Origin of the sequence: Streptomyces sp. NPDC000075 (genome assembly GCF_040301925.1) — a bacterium.
In the GTDB taxonomy this organism is placed as follows: domain Bacteria; phylum Actinomycetota; class Actinomycetes; order Streptomycetales; family Streptomycetaceae; genus Streptomyces; species Streptomyces polychromogenes.
The window spans coordinates 35,985-51,902 of the sequence record NZ_JBEPFL010000019.1; the positions used below are offsets into that span (position 1 = coordinate 35,985).

Annotated in this window: 15 protein-coding genes and 1 riboswitch; of the genes, 6 read left to right on the top strand and 9 right to left on the bottom strand. The window is 71.7% G+C overall.

The annotated features are described in order from the left end of the window. Window positions 1–741 carry a LamG domain-containing protein gene (locus tag ABT403_RS22155; RefSeq protein ID WP_344162733.1) on the bottom strand — a complete coding sequence of 247 codons (741 nt, stop codon included), beginning with the start codon at window positions 739–741 and terminating at the stop codon, window positions 1–3. Window positions 742–783: 42 nt separating this feature from the next. Further along, the gene (locus ABT403_RS22160; RefSeq protein ID WP_344162730.1) at window positions 784–1,410 is read right to left on the bottom strand and encodes a phosphoribosylanthranilate isomerase; all 627 of its coding nucleotides are present in this window, start codon (window positions 1,408–1,410) and stop codon (window positions 784–786) included. 290 nt (window positions 1,411–1,700) lie between these two features. Here ABT403_RS22160 and ABT403_RS22165 point away from each other — a divergent pair, with 290 nt between their 5' ends. Both ABT403_RS22165 and ABT403_RS22170 read left to right on the top strand, forming a co-directional pair. Further along, window positions 1,701–2,741, top strand: coding sequence for a hypothetical protein (locus ABT403_RS22165; RefSeq protein WP_344162727.1), 1,041 nt, complete (start codon window positions 1,701–1,703; stop codon window positions 2,739–2,741). Window positions 2,742–2,800: 59 nt separating this feature from the next. Beyond that, the gene (locus ABT403_RS22170; RefSeq protein ID WP_344162725.1) at window positions 2,801–3,382 is read left to right on the top strand and encodes a Uma2 family endonuclease; all 582 of its coding nucleotides are present in this window, start codon (window positions 2,801–2,803) and stop codon (window positions 3,380–3,382) included. 93 nt (window positions 3,383–3,475) lie between these two features. Here ABT403_RS22170 and groL read toward each other — a convergent pair whose 3' ends face one another. The 4 genes from groL to thrC form a co-directional block, all read right to left on the bottom strand. Beyond that, window positions 3,476–5,095, bottom strand: a complete 1,620-nt coding sequence (gene groL, locus ABT403_RS22175; RefSeq protein WP_045950713.1) for a chaperonin GroEL — start codon at window positions 5,093–5,095, stop codon at window positions 3,476–3,478. A 354-nt stretch (window positions 5,096–5,449) separates the two neighbouring features. Beyond that, window positions 5,450–5,656, bottom strand: a complete 207-nt coding sequence (locus tag ABT403_RS22180; protein WP_008743607.1) for a cold-shock protein — start codon at window positions 5,654–5,656, stop codon at window positions 5,450–5,452. Between the two features lie 384 nt (window positions 5,657–6,040). Further along, window positions 6,041–6,319 carry a MoaD/ThiS family protein gene (locus ABT403_RS22185; protein ID WP_344162718.1) on the bottom strand — a complete coding sequence of 93 codons (279 nt, stop codon included), beginning with the start codon at window positions 6,317–6,319 and terminating at the stop codon, window positions 6,041–6,043. A gap of 36 nt (window positions 6,320–6,355) precedes the next feature. Beyond that, window positions 6,356–7,678 carry a threonine synthase gene (gene thrC, locus ABT403_RS22190; protein ID WP_344162715.1) on the bottom strand — a complete coding sequence of 441 codons (1,323 nt, stop codon included), beginning with the start codon at window positions 7,676–7,678 and terminating at the stop codon, window positions 6,356–6,358. Next, window positions 7,672–7,824, bottom strand: a riboswitch (SAM riboswitch). (Overlaps the previous gene by 7 nt.) Before the next feature lie 203 nt (window positions 7,825–8,027). Here thrC and ABT403_RS22195 point away from each other — a divergent pair. Together ABT403_RS22195 and ABT403_RS22200 are read left to right on the top strand one after the other, a co-directional pair. Next, complete coding sequence (locus tag ABT403_RS22195; protein WP_344162712.1) at window positions 8,028–8,978, top strand: glucosyl-3-phosphoglycerate synthase; 951 nt, start codon at window positions 8,028–8,030, stop codon at window positions 8,976–8,978. A gap of 94 nt (window positions 8,979–9,072) precedes the next feature. Beyond that, window positions 9,073–10,530, top strand: a complete 1,458-nt coding sequence (locus ABT403_RS22200) for an alpha,alpha-trehalose-phosphate synthase (UDP-forming) (protein ID WP_344162709.1) — start codon at window positions 9,073–9,075, stop codon at window positions 10,528–10,530. Window positions 10,531–10,980: 450 nt separating this feature from the next. On the opposite strand, the gene otsB is transcribed toward ABT403_RS22200, so the two are convergent. From otsB to ABT403_RS22215, 3 genes are all read right to left on the bottom strand, one after another. Continuing rightward, a complete protein-coding gene (gene otsB / locus ABT403_RS22205) occupies window positions 10,981–11,835 on the bottom strand; it encodes a trehalose-phosphatase (RefSeq protein ID WP_344162706.1) in 855 nt (284 codons plus the stop codon). Window positions 11,836–11,936: 101 nt separating this feature from the next. Further along, on the bottom strand, window positions 11,937–12,212 hold the full coding sequence (locus ABT403_RS22210; RefSeq protein WP_344162703.1) for a DUF3263 domain-containing protein: 276 nt from the start codon (window positions 12,210–12,212) through the stop codon (window positions 11,937–11,939). 58 nt (window positions 12,213–12,270) lie between these two features. Beyond that, window positions 12,271–13,575, bottom strand: coding sequence for an extracellular solute-binding protein (locus tag ABT403_RS22215; RefSeq protein WP_486388781.1), 1,305 nt, complete (start codon window positions 13,573–13,575; stop codon window positions 12,271–12,273). A 222-nt stretch (window positions 13,576–13,797) separates the two neighbouring features. Between ABT403_RS22215 and ABT403_RS22220 the strand changes: the two genes are divergently transcribed. Together ABT403_RS22220 and nagA are read left to right on the top strand one after the other, a co-directional pair. After that, window positions 13,798–14,730 carry an ROK family protein gene (locus tag ABT403_RS22220; RefSeq protein WP_344165732.1) on the top strand — a complete coding sequence of 311 codons (933 nt, stop codon included), beginning with the start codon at window positions 13,798–13,800 and terminating at the stop codon, window positions 14,728–14,730. Next, window positions 14,730–15,881 (top strand): N-acetylglucosamine-6-phosphate deacetylase, encoded by a 1,152-nt coding sequence (nagA, locus tag ABT403_RS22225; RefSeq protein WP_344162700.1) that lies wholly within the window; start codon window positions 14,730–14,732, stop codon window positions 15,879–15,881. Before ABT403_RS22220 ends, nagA begins: the two co-directional genes overlap by 1 nt. The last annotated feature ends 37 nt before the right edge of the window (window positions 15,882–15,918 follow it).

Below are 15,918 nucleotides of genomic sequence, written 5' to 3' on the forward strand. Positions count from 1 at the left end.
CTAGCCGCGGTAGACCCGCAGCTCCGACACCTCGTACGACATCTCCGTCTGCTCCGGCTCCGGCGCCGGGTGGTAGCGGCCCGCGCAGACGGACAGGTTGACGATGAGGTAGGCGCGCCAGCCGCGCCCCACGCCCCGCCCGTCGGAGAAGGCGCGGGTGCCGTTGACCCACCAGACCACGGACCGTTTGCCGAACTCGATCCGCAGGTCGATCCAGGCGCCGGGCCGGACGGAGGGGTCACGGTGGTAGCGGTGGGCCTCGCGGACGTGGTTGGAGAGTTCCAGCAGGTCCGCGTTGTCGGGGTGGTACTCGAAGACGTCGATCTCCTGGCCGCCGTCCCGCCAGGTCCAGATCGCGGGCCAGGCCCCCGTCTCGGTGGGCAGCCGGACCCGGGCCTCCAGGACGTCACCGGTGCGGACGGTGAACCCCTGGTCGCTGCCCTCGGTGGTGAGCAGCCCGGTGTCCCAGTTCCCGTCGGGGCGGCGGGTGGCCCTGAAGGTGCCGCTCCGGCTGTAGGAGGGGTCCTCGACGAGGTGGTCGAGCTTGTTGTCGCCCGGGTTGACCGGGCCGCCGTCGGGATAGGCCCAGGAGCGGCCGGCCACCCACTGGGCGGTGGAGGTGAAGTCGGCGGTGAAGACGGGCGCGCGGCGCGGGGTGAACGCCGGCAGGCCTCCGCCGCCGGCCGCGGGGAGGAGGCGGCCGGTCAGGCGGCGCAGCCATCCGGAGTGGTCCGATTCCATGGAGGTGTCCTGCCCGGCGTGCGGGCCGCCACCCCCGTGTTCTCACTCAGAGTAATCGTATGATTGCGAGGCGGCGTCGATGAAGGCCCGGATGAGCTCCGGGGACTTCACGCCGCGCTCCCGCTCGACCCCGCTGGAGACGTCCACACCCCAGGCGCCGGTGGCCGCGATCGCCTCGCGGACGTTGCCCGGGGCGAGCCCGCCGGCCAGCAGCCAGCGCCCCTCGGGGGCCGTGAACTGCACGGATCCCCAGTTCCAGGGCTTGCCGGAGCCCGGGTCGGGGGCGTCGATCAGCAGCAGGTCCTCGCCGTACTCACCGCAGCGCGCGACGTGCTCGGCGGTGGCCCGCAGCAGGGTCCGGCCGGGCGCGCGGAGCTCCTCGTAGTACGCGCGGTCCTCGTCGCCGTGCAGCTGCACCCCGCGCACGCCGCTCTCCTCGGTGAGCCGGCGCACCTCCTCCAGGGGCTGCCCCCGGAACACCCCGACGGTGAGCACCCCGTCCGGCACCCGGGCGGCGAGCTCGCGCGCCCGCGCGGCGTCGATGGTGCGGGGGCTGTTCGGCGCGAGCACGAACCCGACGGCATGGGCGCCCGCCTCCACCGCCACGTCGACGTCCTCGGGCGTCTTGAGGCCGCAGATCTTGATGAACACGCTCTTCCCGTCGCTCATGCCGCAAGTCAACCAAACGCCGCCCCGCCGCGCCGTTTCGTCCCACGTTCCGGGCGGTCGCCGGCGCCCGGGGCTCAAGCCGCGGGAGTCCGAGCGCCCTGTCTGTGGAATGGGTGGTGGGCGGAGCCCACCACCACCCACCACCCTCCCAACCGGCCCCCATACCAGGTGAGATGACGATCCGTGAGCGGCTTGCCACGCAGGGCCGTCAGGCCCTACCTTGCGGCTGGAAACGAAAATCGGCCCCCGCCGGTGCGCCAACACCATACGAGGGCCTGACCATCAAGATCGTGAGCGCGATCCCCATGGATGCCACTCAGCTTAGTGCTGCCCCGCACCCCCTCGCCAAGCCCGGCTACGGCAAAATCGCCGCACCGGAGCAAGCGCCCCGCACCGCCCGCGACTTCGCGCACCTCCCGGCCCGGGAGGCGGCCGTCGCCGGGTACCTCGACCGGCTGCCGGACGGCGCCGACATCAGCGTGAAGACCCTCGCGGCCGTGCTGCCCCTGTGGGGCCAGTGCGCCCTGCGCACCGCCCTCAACCGGCTGGCCACCGCAGGCCATCTGCACCGCGTACGGCAGCGGCTGCCCGGCGAGACCACACGGTGGGTCACCCGCACCTTCTTCTCCCGCACCCCCCGCGACGACGCCTGGTGGTCCCGGTTCACCCGCAGGGATGCCCCCGCCCCAACCACCCCACCACCACCCCCACAGACACCCCCGCCGACCCCACCGGCCCACCAGCCGTCCCCGCCGCCGCCACCGGCCCAGGCCCCGCAGGCGCCACCAGCGCCCCCGGCCCCGGCGATGTCACCGCCACAGGCCCCGCCAACCTCCCCGGGCCCGCCAACGGCCCCGGCCCCGGCCCCGCCCCCGGCCCCGGCACCACCCCCCGCCGGCCCCGACGCGTACGCCATCCTCGCCTCGCTCGGCCGTACCGCCCCCGCCCTCGCGCTCTCCAAGGCCGACTGCACGGCCCTCGCCCCGCTCCTCGTGCCCTGGCTGGCCCGGGGCGTCGCCCCCGACCGCATCCGGCTCGCCCTCACCGCCGGCCTGCCGTCCCCGGTCCACCACCCGGCGGCCCTGGTCCGCAAGCGCCTGGAGTCCAAACTCCCCGCCGCACCACCCGACCCCGACCCCGCCCCAACCCCACCCCCGCCCCGCGCCGAGTGCGCCGAATGCCGCGCGCCCGGCCCGCCCGCCGCCTTCACCGACGGCCGCTGCCGCGCCTGCCGCCCCGACACCCCCCGCCCGCCGGTGTTCACCCCGACCCTCACCCCGGCCGAGGTCCGCGCCCACGCGGCCCGCATCCGCGAAAGGAACCGCCGATGACCAGTCCACCGATCCACCGGCGCCGAACACGGGCACCATGGTGTCGAGGAGGCGACCCCATGACCCCCAGCACCGCCGCACGCGCCCAGATGTCCCTCGATGACTTCGAGACACTGGCCCGCCGCGCACCCGAGACGGTCACGCTCGAATTCATCAACGGAAAGCTCGGAGTCAAGCCGGTGCCCGATCAGCGCCACGGTGCCATCATCATGTGGCTGCTGCGCCAGTGCATGCAGCAGCGCCCCGAGCTCGCCCTCTACCCCGAGCAGGGGCTGAAGGTGGACAGTTACCGCACCGGACGGGCCCGCGCCGACGGGGCGCTCGCGCCGTACGACCACTACGCCGCCCAGGACGGCGAGTGGGCGGATCCCGCCGGGACACTGATGGTCGTGGAGGTCACGTCCTTCGACCCCGACACCGACCGGCGCGACCGGCACGAGAAGCGCACCGCGTACGCCCAGGCACGGATCCCGGTGTACCTCCTCGTGGACCGGGACGCGGACCTGCTCATCGTCCATAGCGACCCGGAGAACGGGATGTACCGACGGTCCGTTACGTACGCCTACGGGGAAACGGTCACGCTCCCCGACCCCGTCGGGATCACGCTGGACACCGAGAAACTCAAGGACTACGCCCACTGACCCCCCGCCCCCGCAAACGCCCGAGGGCGGCACCCCCTCCGCCCGGAAGGGGTGCCGCCCTCGTTCGAGAACAGCCGATCAGCCAGGGGCCGATCAGAAGTCCATGTCACCGCCCGGCATGCCGCCCGGAGCGGCGGCGGCCTTCTCCGGCTTGTCGGCGATGACGGCCTCGGTGGTCAGGAAGAGCGCGGCGATGGACGCGGCGTTCTGCAGCGCGGAGCGCGTGACCTTCGCCGGGTCGATGATGCCCTCGGCGATCATGTCGACGTACTCGCCCGTGGCGGCGTTCAGACCGTGGCCGACGGCCAGGTTGCGCACCTTCTCCACGACGACGCCACCCTCGAGACCACCGTTGACGGCGATCTGCTTCAGCGGGGCCTCCAGCGCGAGCTTCACGGCGTTGGCGCCGGTCGCCTCGTCACCGGTGAGCTCCAGCTTCTCGAAGACCGAGGAGGCCTGGAGCAGGGCCACGCCACCACCGGCGACGATGCCCTCTTCGACGGCCGCCTTGGCGTTGCGGACGGCGTCCTCGATGCGGTGCTTGCGCTCCTTGAGCTCGACCTCGGTCGCGGCACCGGCCTTGATGACGGCCACGCCGCCGGCCAGCTTCGCGAGGCGCTCCTGGAGCTTCTCGCGGTCGTAGTCCGAGTCGGAGTTCTCGATCTCGGCGCGGATCTGGTTGACGCGGCCCTGGACCTGGTCGCTGTCACCGGCACCGTCGACGATGGTCGTCTCGTCCTTGGTGATGACGACCTTGCGGGCGCGGCCGAGCAGGTCGAGACCGGCGTTCTCCAGCTTGAGGCCGACCTCCTCGGAGATGACCGTGCCGCCCGTGAGGATGGCGATGTCGCCGAGCATGGCCTTGCGGCGGTCGCCGAAGCCCGGGGCCTTGACGGCGACGGACTTGAAGGTGCCGCGGATCTTGTTGACGACCAGGGTCGACAGGGCCTCGCCCTCGACGTCCTCGGCGATGATCAGCAGCGGCTTGCCGGACTGCATGACCTTCTCCAGGAGCGGCAGCAGGTCCTTGACCGAGCCGATCTTGGAGTTGACGATCAGGATGTACGGGTCGTCGAGGGACGCCTCCATACGCTCCATGTCGGTGGCGAAGTACGCCGAGATGTAGCCCTTGTCGAAGCGCATACCCTCGGTGAGCTCCAGCTCCAGACCGAAGGTCTGGGACTCCTCGACGGTGATGACGCCTTCCTTGCCGACCTTGTCCATGGCCTCGGCGATGAGCTCGCCGATCTGGGTGTCGGCGGCGGAGATGGAGGCCGTGGAAGCGATCTGCTCCTTGGTCTCGACATCCTTGGCCTGGGCCAGCAGGGCGGCGGAGACGGCCTCGACGGCCTTCTCGATACCACGCTTGAGGGCCATCGGGTTGGCACCGGCGGCCACGTTGCGCAGACCCTCGCGGACGAGAGCCTGGGCGAGGACGGTGGCGGTGGTCGTACCGTCGCCGGCGACGTCGTCCGTCTTCTTGGCGACTTCCTTGACCAGCTCGGCGCCGATCTTCTCGTACGGGTCCTCGAGCTCGATCTCCTTGGCGATGGAGACGCCGTCGTTGGTGATCGTGGGCGCACCCCACTTCTTCTCAAGGACGACGTTGCGACCCTTGGGGCCAAGGGTGACCTTGACGGCGTCGGCGAGCTGGTTCATGCCACGCTCGAGACCGCGCCGGGCCTCCTCGTTGAACGAAATGATCTTGGCCATCTGAAGTGGTCCTCCAGGACTGGGGTTCCCCCCGCGCCGCCAGGCGACAGGGGAGGGTGGATTGCTCCGGACCGCGCCCGCGCCCGCGACGGACGGCCTGCCGACCCGGCGGTTCCTTCCCGCCGGACCCTGCGGGCCTCACCGGCCCGGTCCTCGTCTTGTAGCACTCTCACCCGGAGAGTGCTAACGCCAATGATTAGCACTCGGCCCCCACGAGTGCAAGCGGCTTCGAGCCATGGCGGGCCGGGACGTGCGCGCCGGGACGGTCCGGGCATACGTGAGGGGCCCGCATCCCGGCCGGGATGGGGCCCCTCACGTGTTGGTGCGTGCGTCGGTGGCCGATCGCGCTTCGACTCAGCCGGCCGCGAGCTTGACCATGTCCGCCTGCGGACCCTTCTGGCCCTGCGAGATCTCGAACTCGACCCGCTGACCCTCTTCAAGGGTGCGGTACCCGTCCATCTGGATGGCGCTGTAGTGGACGAACACATCCGCACCACCGTCGACCGCGATGAAGCCGTAGCCCTTCTCCGCGTTGAACCACTTGACGGTGCCCTGAGCCATGCCTAACTCCCCTATTACTGGCCCTTGCGCAGGTCACGCACTTCGCGGACCCGGGTCAGAACTTGCGCCGGAACGCCTCGACCGGGGCTGAATGTATCTGCACCGCTGCTGTCTGCAACAGGTCAATCCGACGAGAAATCTGGACACGAGCAAACGTGGAAATAGGCTGAAAAGTTGTCCTATTCCTGGGCAAGTCGGGCCCGACAAGGCTCACCAATGCCCCAAAAGGCGCGCGCATGTTGACTCAATGTCAACCCTCACGCAGCCCGCTCATATGCGGCGGGCAAGAACAGCGGAGGGGACTTCCCCAACTCTACCGCGCCCAATCAAGCAGAATTGCCCCCTCCGCTTTTAGCGGAGGGGGCAATTCTGATTACTTCCGGATCAGCAGCCCCCGGCCACGGCCGGGATGATCGAGACGCCGGCGCCGTCCGGCGTCGCCGTCTGCAGGCCGCCCTCGAAGCGCACGTCGTCGTCGTTGACGTAGACGTTCACGAAGCGGCGCAGCTTGCCCTGGTCGTCCAGGACGCGCGCGGCGATGCCCGGGTGGTTCGCCTCCAGGGAGTCGATGACCTCCGCGAGGGTCGTGCCCTCGGCCGGGACCTCGGCGGCGCCGCCGGTGTAGGTGCGCAGGATGGTGGGGATGCGGACGTTGACGCTCATGGCGCTACCGCCTTTCCGTGTAGTACGAGGGAAGGGTCAGGCCAGGCCGGCGGCGCGGAACGCGTCCAGGCTCGGGCGGATGGTGGCGGTCTGGCCGGTGCCGGACACCGCCTCCAGGGTCTTGAGGCCGTCACCGGTGTTCAGGACCACGGTGGTCAGCGAGGGGTCGAGCTGCCCGTTCTCGATGAGCTTCTTCGTCACGCCGACGGTCACGCCGCCCGCGGTCTCGGCGAAGATGCCCTCGGTCTGCGCCAGGATCCGGATGGCCTCGACGACCTGCTCGTCGTTGACGTCCTCGACGAAGCCGCCGGTGCGGCGCGCGATGTCGAGCACGTACGGGCCGTCCGCCGGGTTGCCGATGGCCAGGGACTTGGCAATGGTGTTCGGCTTCTGCGGGCGGACCACGTCGTGACCCGCCTTGAAGGCGGTGGACACCGGGGAACAGCCCTCGGCCTGGGCGCCGAAGATCTTGTACGGCTTGTCCTCGACCAGCCCGAGCTTGATCAGCTCCTGGAGACCCTTGTCGATCTTGGTGAGCTGTGAGCCGGACGCGATCGGGATGACGATCTGGTCGGGCAGCCGCCAGCCGAGCTGCTCGCAGATCTCGTACGCCAGGGTCTTGGAGCCCTCGCCGTAGTAGGGGCGCAGGTTGACGTTGACGAAGCCCCAGCCCTCGCCCAGCGGGTCCCCGATGAGCTCGGAGCAGAAGCGGTTCACGTCGTCGTAGTTGCCCTCGATGCCGACCAGGTCGCCACCGTAGACACCGGCCATGACGACCTTGCCCTGCTCCAGGTCGTGCGGGATGAACACGCAGGAGCGGAAGCCGGCGCGGGCGGCCGCGGCGCCGACGGCACCGGCCAGGTTGCCCGTGGAGGAGCAGGAGAGGGTGGTGTAGCCGAAGGCGCGGGCGGCCTCGACGGCGATCGCGACGACGCGGTCCTTGAAGGAGTGCGTCGGGTTGCCGGAGTCGTCCTTGACGTAAAGCTTGCCGGTGACGCCCAGCTCCTTGGCCAGGTTCCGCGCGTCCACCAGCTTGGTGAAGCCGGGGTTCAGGCTCGGCTTGGACGCCACGTCCGCGGGGACGGGCAGCAGCGGCGCGTAACGCCAGATGTTGTTCGGGCCGGCCTCGATCGCCGCGCGCAGGGCCTCCGGGTCACCGGCGGGCAGCTCGTAGGCCACCTCCAGCGGACCGAAACACTCGACGCAGGCGAAGACGGGGCCGAGCTCGAAACGGGTGCCGCACTCACGACAGGAAAGGCCGGTGGCGGGGCCGAGATCGACGGATCCGGCGGCGGCGGAGGCGTTTGCAGAGGTGGCGACAGACTGTGCAGCCATGATGGCGAGGCCCTTTCTCCTCATCTTCCCCATGGCGCACTTCGCCATGAGACGGAATTGGCACCTTCCCTAGCCGGGGACCCCGCGGGATGCGTATCGCATCGCGAGAACCGACTGGAGGGTTGCCGGGGCTTCAACGGGCCGTGTCCCTCTGCCCCTCTGGATGAGCGGTATGGCACCGGCATACGCGCTCGATGGCGCGCCGGTGCGTTTGTTGCGGGGCCCCCGGCATGCGGTGGGCCTTCGCGTTGTTCAAGACTGTAACCGAAGGGGCGGCTGGTTGAGACAGTCGTCCGAACCGCGAGATGGATCACAATTCGGCCGAAAAGCGCCGGGTGTGGTGCCGCGGCCGACTAGCCGGGGAGTGCTGAGAGTGCTGGATGAGGTGGAGCGCTGGCTGGCCGACCGCTCCTGGTCCGCCGCCGACCGACCGCTCGACCAGCTCCTGGAGCGCAAACGGGCGACCGGGACCACGGTGAGCGTGGTGCTGCCCGCGCTCGACGAGGAGGCCACGGTCGGAGAGATCGTCGAGGTGATCCGGCGCGATCTGATCGAGGCCCCGCCGGTCCCCCTGGTGGACGAGCTGGTGGTGGTCGACTCCGGGTCCGCCGACCGCACCGCCGAGGTCGCGGCCAAGGCCGGCGCCCGCGTCGTGCACCGGGACGAGATCCTGCCCCGCGTCCCCGCCGTACGCGGCAAGGGCGAGGTGCTGTGGCGCTCCCTGCTGGCCACCACCGGGGACGTCGTCTGCTTCATCGACGCCGACCTGCGCGACTTCTCGTCCGCCTTCGTCTCCGGGATCGTCGGCCCGCTGCTGACCGACCCGCAGGTGCAGTTCGTCAAGGCCATGTACGACCGCCCCCTCGGGGACGCCCCCGGCCAGGGCGGACGCGTCACCGAGCTGGTGGCGCGCCCCCTGCTCAACCTCCACTGGCCGCAGCTGGCCGGCTTCGTCCAGCCCCTCGGCGGCGAGTACGCCGTACGCCGCTCCCTGCTGGAGCGCCTGCCCTTCCCCGTCGGGTACGGGGTCGAGCTCGGCCTGCTCGTCGACGCCCTGCACACCGTCGGCCTGGACGCCATGGCCCAGGTGGACGTCGGGGTCCGGCTGCACAAGCACCAGAGCGGGCAGGCGCTCGGCCGGATGGCCGCCGCGATCTACCGCACCGCCCAGCTGCGGCTCTCGCGCGGACACCTCGTACGGCCCGAGCTCACCCAGTTCGAGAGGGGGCCGGACGGGTTCGTTCCGCGCACCTACCCCGTGGACACGGAGGAGCGGCCGCCGATGCTGGAGATCGAGGAGTACGCGGTCCGGCGCGTGGCGTGAGCCCGTACCGCCCGGCGGCCGGCTTGACCGGCGCGTGACGAACCGGGCATTTCCCGGACGTTTGAGCGAGGAGACCCCGGGCTAGGTTCGCGGCATGGCTTCTCAGGTACTCGTCGCCGCCAACCGCGGCCCGCTCTCGTACGCCCTCGCCGCCGACGGCACGCTCAGCGCCCGGCGCGGCGGGGGCGGTCTGGTCTCCGGCCTGTCCGCGGCCCTCGCGGCACAGCCGGAGGCCCTGTGGATCTGCGCGGCCCTCTCCGACGCCGACCGCGAAGCGGTCCGGCGGGGGGTCTCCGAGCCCGGCGTGCGGATGCTGGACATCGACCCCGCGGTGTACGACGACGCGTACAACGGCATCGCGAACTCGGTGCTCTGGTTCACCCACCACCACCTCTACGACGTCCCCCGCGAGCCCGTCTTCGACGCGGAGTTCCGGCGGCGCTGGGACTCGTACACCGCCTACAACCAGGCCTTCGCCGAAGCGCTGGCCGAGGAGGCGGCGCCGGGCGCGCGCGTCCTCGTCCAGGACTACCACCTGGCCCTGGTCCCGGGGGCCCTGCGGGAGCTGCGCCCGGACCTGCGGATCGCGCACTTCACGCACACCCCGTGGGCCTCCCCCGACTTCCTGCACATGCTCCCCGACGACGTCCGCAGCCGGCTGGTGTGGGGCATGCTCGGCGCCGACCAGCTGGGCTTCCACACCGCGGCCTGGGCCGCCGCCTTCATCAGCGGCGCGACGGTGGACGACGTGCACGGCGTCGCGGACGGGTTCGTCCCCCGCGAGGACCACCAGGGCGGCGTCCACCACCGCAGGCTGACGGCGGACGGCCGGTACACGCAGCTGCGCTTCACCGGGGTCGGCCAGTACCCCCTGGGTGTGGACGGCGACGACCTGCGGGCACTCGCCCACCGGCCGGAGGTCGACGACAAGCTTGCGGGGCTGCGCGCGGAGGTCGGGAACCGCAAGACGATCGTGCGGGTGGACCGCACCGAGCTGTCGAAGAACATCCTGCGGGGGCTGCTGGCGTACCGGGAGCTGCTGACCGTCCACCCGGAGTGGCGGGGCCGGGTGGTCCACCTGGCGTCGGCGTACCCCTCCCGCCAGGACCTGGAGGTCTACCGGAACTACACCGCCTCGGTCACGTCCCTGGCCGCCGACATCAACGCCGAGTTCGGGACGGACGACTGGCAGCCGGTGCTCGTCTCCGTCCAGGACGACTTCGCGCGGTCCCTGGCGGCGTACCGGATGGCTGACGTGGCGCTGATCAACCCGGTGCGGGACGGCATGAACCTGGTCGCCAAGGAGATCCCGGTCGTGTCGGAGGCGGGCTGCGTCCTGGTCCTGTCGACGGGGGCGGGCGCCTACGAGGAACTCCGCCAGGACGCTCTGACGGTCAACCCGTACGACGTCACGGCCACGGCCGAAGCCCTCCACACGGCCCTGACGATGCCGGAGGAGGAGCGGTCGGCCCGCACGAAACGCCTGGCGGCGGCAGCCACGTCCCTCCCCCCGGCATCCTGGTTCACGGCCCAACTGGAGGCACTGGGCTAGGCCCGGGAGCCGGCCGGGGCGGGGGGTGGGCGGGGTCTGACCTGGGCGGTCTCAGAGCAGCCTTGGGGCTTTCCCGTCAGCCTCATCGTCCTTCCGCGTCGGGCCGCCCTGTCAAGGGCGCTCCTTCGTCGCGTCGCTTCGCGATGGCCTTCGGCCACCCTTGACAGCCCGTCCCGCCACGGAAAAACGAAGACTGCCGGGAAACCCCCAAAGGAACGGGACGGACGTTCCTTGGACATGCGGCCGTGTCAGGGACCCGTCGGGGTCGTCGGGACACGGCAGACCAGCCTTCCGGCCCCCATCACCGTCAACCGGCGCCACCCCACGCACCAGATCGCTACGCGCTCCTGTCGTCTCAGCGTCCGGCGGCCGCCTGGGGCCGCTACCCGCACGAAATGCCGATCAGGCAGGCATCCGCGGCCCAACCAGAAAGCCGGCGCGCCCGGGGCCTCAGGCCTGCAGGGCCTGCGCCAGCTGTGCCAGGAACGCCGCTACCGCGGCCGGGCCCGGGAGGACCAGGTCAGCTCGGGCCGCCAGTTCCGGGACCTCCGCCGAGCCGCTGCACACCAGCAGCCCCGGGAGGCCCTCCGCCCGTCGTTTCTCGACCGCCGAGAACGCCGCGAGGTCGCCCAGGTCGTCGCCCGCGTACAGGACCGGCCCCGCGTCGCGCTCCTGGAGGAACTCGGTCAGGGCGACGCCCTTGTCCATCCCCGGCGGGCGGAGCTCCAGGACGGCGCGCCCCGGCTCGACGATCAGCCCGTGGCGGGCGGCGAGCTCCGCGAGGGGTTCCCGGAGGGCGCCGAACGCCGCCTCGGGGTCTTCCGCGCGGCGGGTGTGAACGGCCAGTGCCCGGCCCTTCTCCTCGATCCAGGTCCCGCGCCAGGCCCCGATGGCGTCGAGGAAGCCGGGCAGCTCGGCCCGTACGGCCGCCACGCCGGGGTGTTCGGCGGGGGCGTGGACGACGCCGGTGACGGCGTCCCAGCGCTCGGCCCCGTAGTGGCCGAGGACGACGAGGTGCTCCAGTCCGGCTACCCCGGCGAAGCCGCCGTAGCGGACGGCGACGCCGGCGGGGCGGCCGGTGACCACGGCCACGGCCTCGACCCGGGGGGCGAGTGCGGCGAGCGCGGGGACGGCGTCGGGGTGGGCCCGGGCGTGGTCGGGGTCGGGGACGATGTCGGCGAGGGTGCCGTCGAAGTCGAGAGCGACGACGGCTCTGCGGGGTGTGCGGAGGAGGGCTTCGAGTCCCTCGCGTCCGGCGGCGGTGGCGGGCACGGGCATCGGCGGATCGTGCGGATGGCTCCCCATGCGGACGACCCTACCGGCGTCGTGGGGACGCCGCCCAGCCCCTCCAGCCGTGATCCAGCCCGAGGCTCCCACCGGGCCTCCCCCCGGGGCCCCTCCGGGCCCTACCGCCGGGCCCGCTGGGCCTCTCGGATGCGGCGGAGGCGGTTGACGGTGCCGGGGGCGTGGGCGAGGGCGCGGGGGTCGTCCATGAGGGCGTTGAGCAGCTGGTAGTACCGGACGGGGCTCAGGCCGAGCCCCTCGCGTATCGCACGCTCCTTGGCGCCGGGGCCGGGCCAGCTGCGGCCTTCGTAGGCGAGTACGGCGGCTTCGGCGGAGGTCAGCCGGGCGGACGTCACGTCCGTCGCCGCCGCCTCATCCGCCTGACCGTCGTCTGTCATACCGCCACACTAACGCGGCCCACCGACACCCCCCGGCGCGGTGCGGGGCCGGCAGGGGCTACTTCGCCCCGTCCGCCTTCCGGGCGGCGTCCGCTATCTGTTCCAGGACCTTCGCCGGCTGGCCGCCCGGCTGGACCGCCTTGCCGATGTTCTGCTTGACGTCCTCGCTCACCCCGGCCCAGGACTTCTTGCCCACCGGGTACAGGCGGGCGCTCGGGAGGGCGGTGAGGAAGGTGCGCAGCTGGGTGGCGGGGCCGCCGTTCGCGGATTCCATGGCGCGGTAGCCGCTGGTGGTGACGGGCAGCAGGTCGTACTGGTTGGTGAAGTTGGTCACGTTCTTCGCCGTGTACAGCTGGTCGAGGAACTTGCCGGCCTCCTTCTTGTGGCCGTTCTTGAAGGCCATGACCCAGTCCGCGACGCCCATCGTGGAGTGGTCGGTGCCGTCGGCGGTGGGCATGGCCACCATGCCGAACTTGACGCCCTTGCCGGCGGCCTGCTTCAGCAGCGTGGGGTGGCCGTTGAGCATGCCGGCCTCGCCGCGGGTGAAGGCGTCGAAGGCGGCCTGGCGGTCGAGCTTGCCGGGTTCGACGGGGCCGGTGAGGCCCTGGCCGACCATGCGGTCGCGCAGGAACTCGAAGGTCTTGACGTTCTCCGGGGAGTCGATCGCGTAGGCCTCCTCGTTGTCGGTGTAGCCACCGCCGCCGGCGAGCATCCACATCATCGTCTCGGCCTGGGCCTCCTCGCGGCCCAGCGGGAGCGCGAAGGGGGTGGGGACGCCCGCGGCCTTGAGCTTCTTGGCGGCGGCCTCGACGTCCGCCCAGCTCTTGGGCTGCCAGGCGGTGCTGCCGTCCTTGGGGATGATCCCGGCGTCGCCGAGGAGCTTGGTGTTGTAGAAGAGCAGCCGGGTGCTGGCGACGAACGGCATGCCGTACTGGACGCGGCGGACCTTGCCGGCGTCGGCGAGCGGGGCGAGGAAGTCGGCCTCGGTCTTCACGGACAGCAGTTCGTCGGCGGTGTAGAGCTTGCCGGCCTCGGCGTAGTCGGCGTAGGCGCCGATCTGGGCGATGTCGGGGGCCTTGCCGTCCTTGACCATGGCGGCGACCTTGGCGTCGACCTCCGACCACGAGTAGACGCTGACCTCGACCTTGACGCCCGGGTTGTCCTTCTCGAAGGCGGTGGCGAGGTTCTTCCAGTAGCCGGCGGAGGAGTTCTGCGGATTGTCGCCGTAGTCGGCCGCCACGACCCGGAGGGTCACCTCGTTGTCCCCGGAGAGGCCCGGCACGGCTCCACAGCCGGTCAGCGTCACTCCGGTCAGCCACAGTGCGGCGCCGGACGCGGCCAGCCTCAGGTAACGGCCCTTCACAGTTCTCGATCCACCCCAGGTTGTACGTACGATCCGACGTAAGGTCTACACCACTTTGGCGGCTCCTTCACATCCGGAACGGCGTCACGCGCGGACTGTTTCCAAACCGTCGTACGGCGCCGTCCCACAGGCGTTCCCGAATTTGTATGGCCGCTCAACAATCCCGCCCAATGGACTAGACCTTTCCCCTTCGAGCACGCGAGACTGTCTCCTGTGAAACCCGTGAAACACGTCATCGCCCTCGATGTGGGCGGCACCGGGATGAAGGCCGCCCTCATCGCCGGAGACGGCACCCTGCTGCACGAAGCGCGCCGCGCCACCGGCCGCGAGCGGGGCGCCGAAGCCGTCGTCGAGACGATCCTGGACTTCGCCGCCGAACTCCTCGACCTCGGCCGCGACCGCTTCGGCGCGGCCGCCTCGGCCGCCGGCGTCGCCGTCCCGGGCATCGTCGACGCCGAGCGCGGCATCGCCGTGTACGCGGCGAACCTCGGCTGGCGCGACGTACCGATGCGCGACCTCCTCAGCGCGCGCCTCGGCGGCATCCCGGTGGCCCTGGGCCACGACGTCCGCACGGGCGGGCTCGCCGAGGGCCGCATCGGCGCCGGGCTGGGCGCCGACCGCTTCCTGTTCGTCCCCCTCGGCACCGGCATCGCCGGCGCCATCGGCATCGCCGGCCGCATCGAGGCCGGCGCCCACGGCTACGCCGGCGAGATCGGCCACATCGTGGTCCGCCCCGGCGGCCCCGCCTGCGGCTGCGGCCAGTACGGCTGCCTGGAGACCCTGGCCTCCGCCTCGGCCGTCTCGCGCGCCTGGGCGGCCGCCTCCGGCGATCCCGAGGCCGACGCCGCCGACTGCGCCAAGGCCGTCGAGTCCGGCGACGCCCGCGCCGAGGAGGTCTGGCTGGCCGCCATCGGCGCGCTCGCCGACGGGCTCGTCACCGCCATCACCCTGCTGGACCCGAGCACGCTGATCATCGGTGGCGGGCTCGCCGAGGCGGGGGAAACCTTGTTCACACCACTGCGGACGGCCGTCGGGGAACGCGTGACGTTCCAGCGGCTGCCCGAGATCGTTCCGGCCGCCCTCGGGGACACCGCCGGATGCCTGGGCGCAGGGCTGCTCGCCTGGGACCTACTCGCCACGGAGGTACCTGCCTGATGTCCGGACGCGCACACAGCACCGTTCTCTCCGGCGCCAGGGTGGTGCTGCCCACCGGCATCGTGGCGGGCGGCCGCGTCATCGTCGAGGGCGCCCGGATCGCGGGCAGCGCCCACGAGGACGCCGAGCTCGCCGACCTGTCGGGGCACTGGATCGTCCCCGGCTTCGTGGACATGCACAACCACGGCGGCGGCGGCGCCTCCTTCACCTCCGGCACCGCCGAGGAGGTCCTCGCCGGCGTACGGACCCACCGCGAGCACGGCACCACCACCCTCGTCGCGTCCACCGTCACCGGGGACCTCGACGAGCTCGCCCGGCGCGCCGCGCTGCTCGCCGAGCTCACCCAGCAGGGCGAGATCGCCGGCGTGCACTTCGAGGGGCCGTTCATCAACCCCTGCCGCAAGGGCGCGCACAAGGAGGACCTGCTGCGCGACCCCGACCCGGCCGAGGTCCGCAAGCTGATCGACGCCGCGCACGGCGCCGCCCGCATGGTCACCCTCGCCACCGAGCTCCCGGGCGGGCTGGACTCCGTACGCCTGCTCGCCGAGCACGGGGTCATCGCGGCGATCGGCCACACGGACTCCACCTACGACCAGACGCGCCAGGCCATCGACGCGGGCGCGACCGTCGCCACCCACCTGTACAACGCGATGCCCGGCCTGGAGCACCGCGCCCCCGGCCCGATCGCGGCGCTGCTGGAGGACGAGCGGGTCACCGTCGAGCTGATCAACGACGGCACCCACCTGCACCCGGCGATGCTGGAGCTGGCCTTCCACCACGCGGGCGCCCACCGCGTCGCGCTGATCACCGACGCGATGGACGCGGCCGGCTTCGGCGACGGCACCTACCACCTGGGCCCGCTGGAGGTGGAGGTCAGGGACGGTGTCGCCCGGCTGGTGGAGGGCGGCTCCATCGCCGGCTCCACGCTCACCCTGGACACCGCCTTCAAGCGGTCGGTGACCGTCGACCGGCTGCCCGTGGAGTCCGTGGTGCAGGCGATCTCCGCCAACCCGGCCAAGCTGCTCGGCGTCTACGGCGAGGTGGGCTCGCTGGAGCCCGGCAAGTACGCCGACCTGGTGGTCCTGGACGCGGAGTTCGACGTCAAGGGCGTCATGCGACGGGGCGAATGGATCGTCAGCCCACTGGGCTGAACCGGCCTTTCCGGCGTACGGACACGAGGCGGCCGGC

Coding starts and splice junctions, on each gene's coding strand:
- otsB (WP_344162706.1), bottom strand. CDS start 11,835: ATGGGGAGCCATCCGCACGATCCGCCGATGCCCGTGCCCGCCACCGCC.
- groL (WP_045950713.1), bottom strand. CDS start 5,095: ATGGCCAAGATCATTTCGTTCAACGAGGAGGCCCGGCGCGGTCTCGAG.
- ABT403_RS22160 (WP_344162730.1), bottom strand. CDS start 1,410: ATGAGCGACGGGAAGAGCGTGTTCATCAAGATCTGCGGCCTCAAGACG.
- ABT403_RS22200 (WP_344162709.1), top strand. CDS start 9,073: ATGGCTTCTCAGGTACTCGTCGCCGCCAACCGCGGCCCGCTCTCGTAC.
- ABT403_RS22180 (WP_008743607.1), bottom strand. CDS start 5,656: ATGGCTCAGGGCACCGTCAAGTGGTTCAACGCGGAGAAGGGCTACGGC.
- ABT403_RS22185 (WP_344162718.1), bottom strand. CDS start 6,319: ATGAGCGTCAACGTCCGCATCCCCACCATCCTGCGCACCTACACCGGC.
- ABT403_RS22155 (WP_344162733.1), bottom strand. CDS start 741: ATGGAATCGGACCACTCCGGATGGCTGCGCCGCCTGACCGGCCGCCTC.
- ABT403_RS22210 (WP_344162703.1), bottom strand. CDS start 12,212: ATGACAGACGACGGTCAGGCGGATGAGGCGGCGGCGACGGACGTGACG.
- thrC (WP_344162715.1), bottom strand. CDS start 7,678: ATGAGGAGAAAGGGCCTCGCCATCATGGCTGCACAGTCTGTCGCCACC.
- ABT403_RS22170 (WP_344162725.1), top strand. CDS start 2,801: ATGACCCCCAGCACCGCCGCACGCGCCCAGATGTCCCTCGATGACTTC.
- nagA (WP_344162700.1), top strand. CDS start 14,730: ATGTCCGGACGCGCACACAGCACCGTTCTCTCCGGCGCCAGGGTGGTG.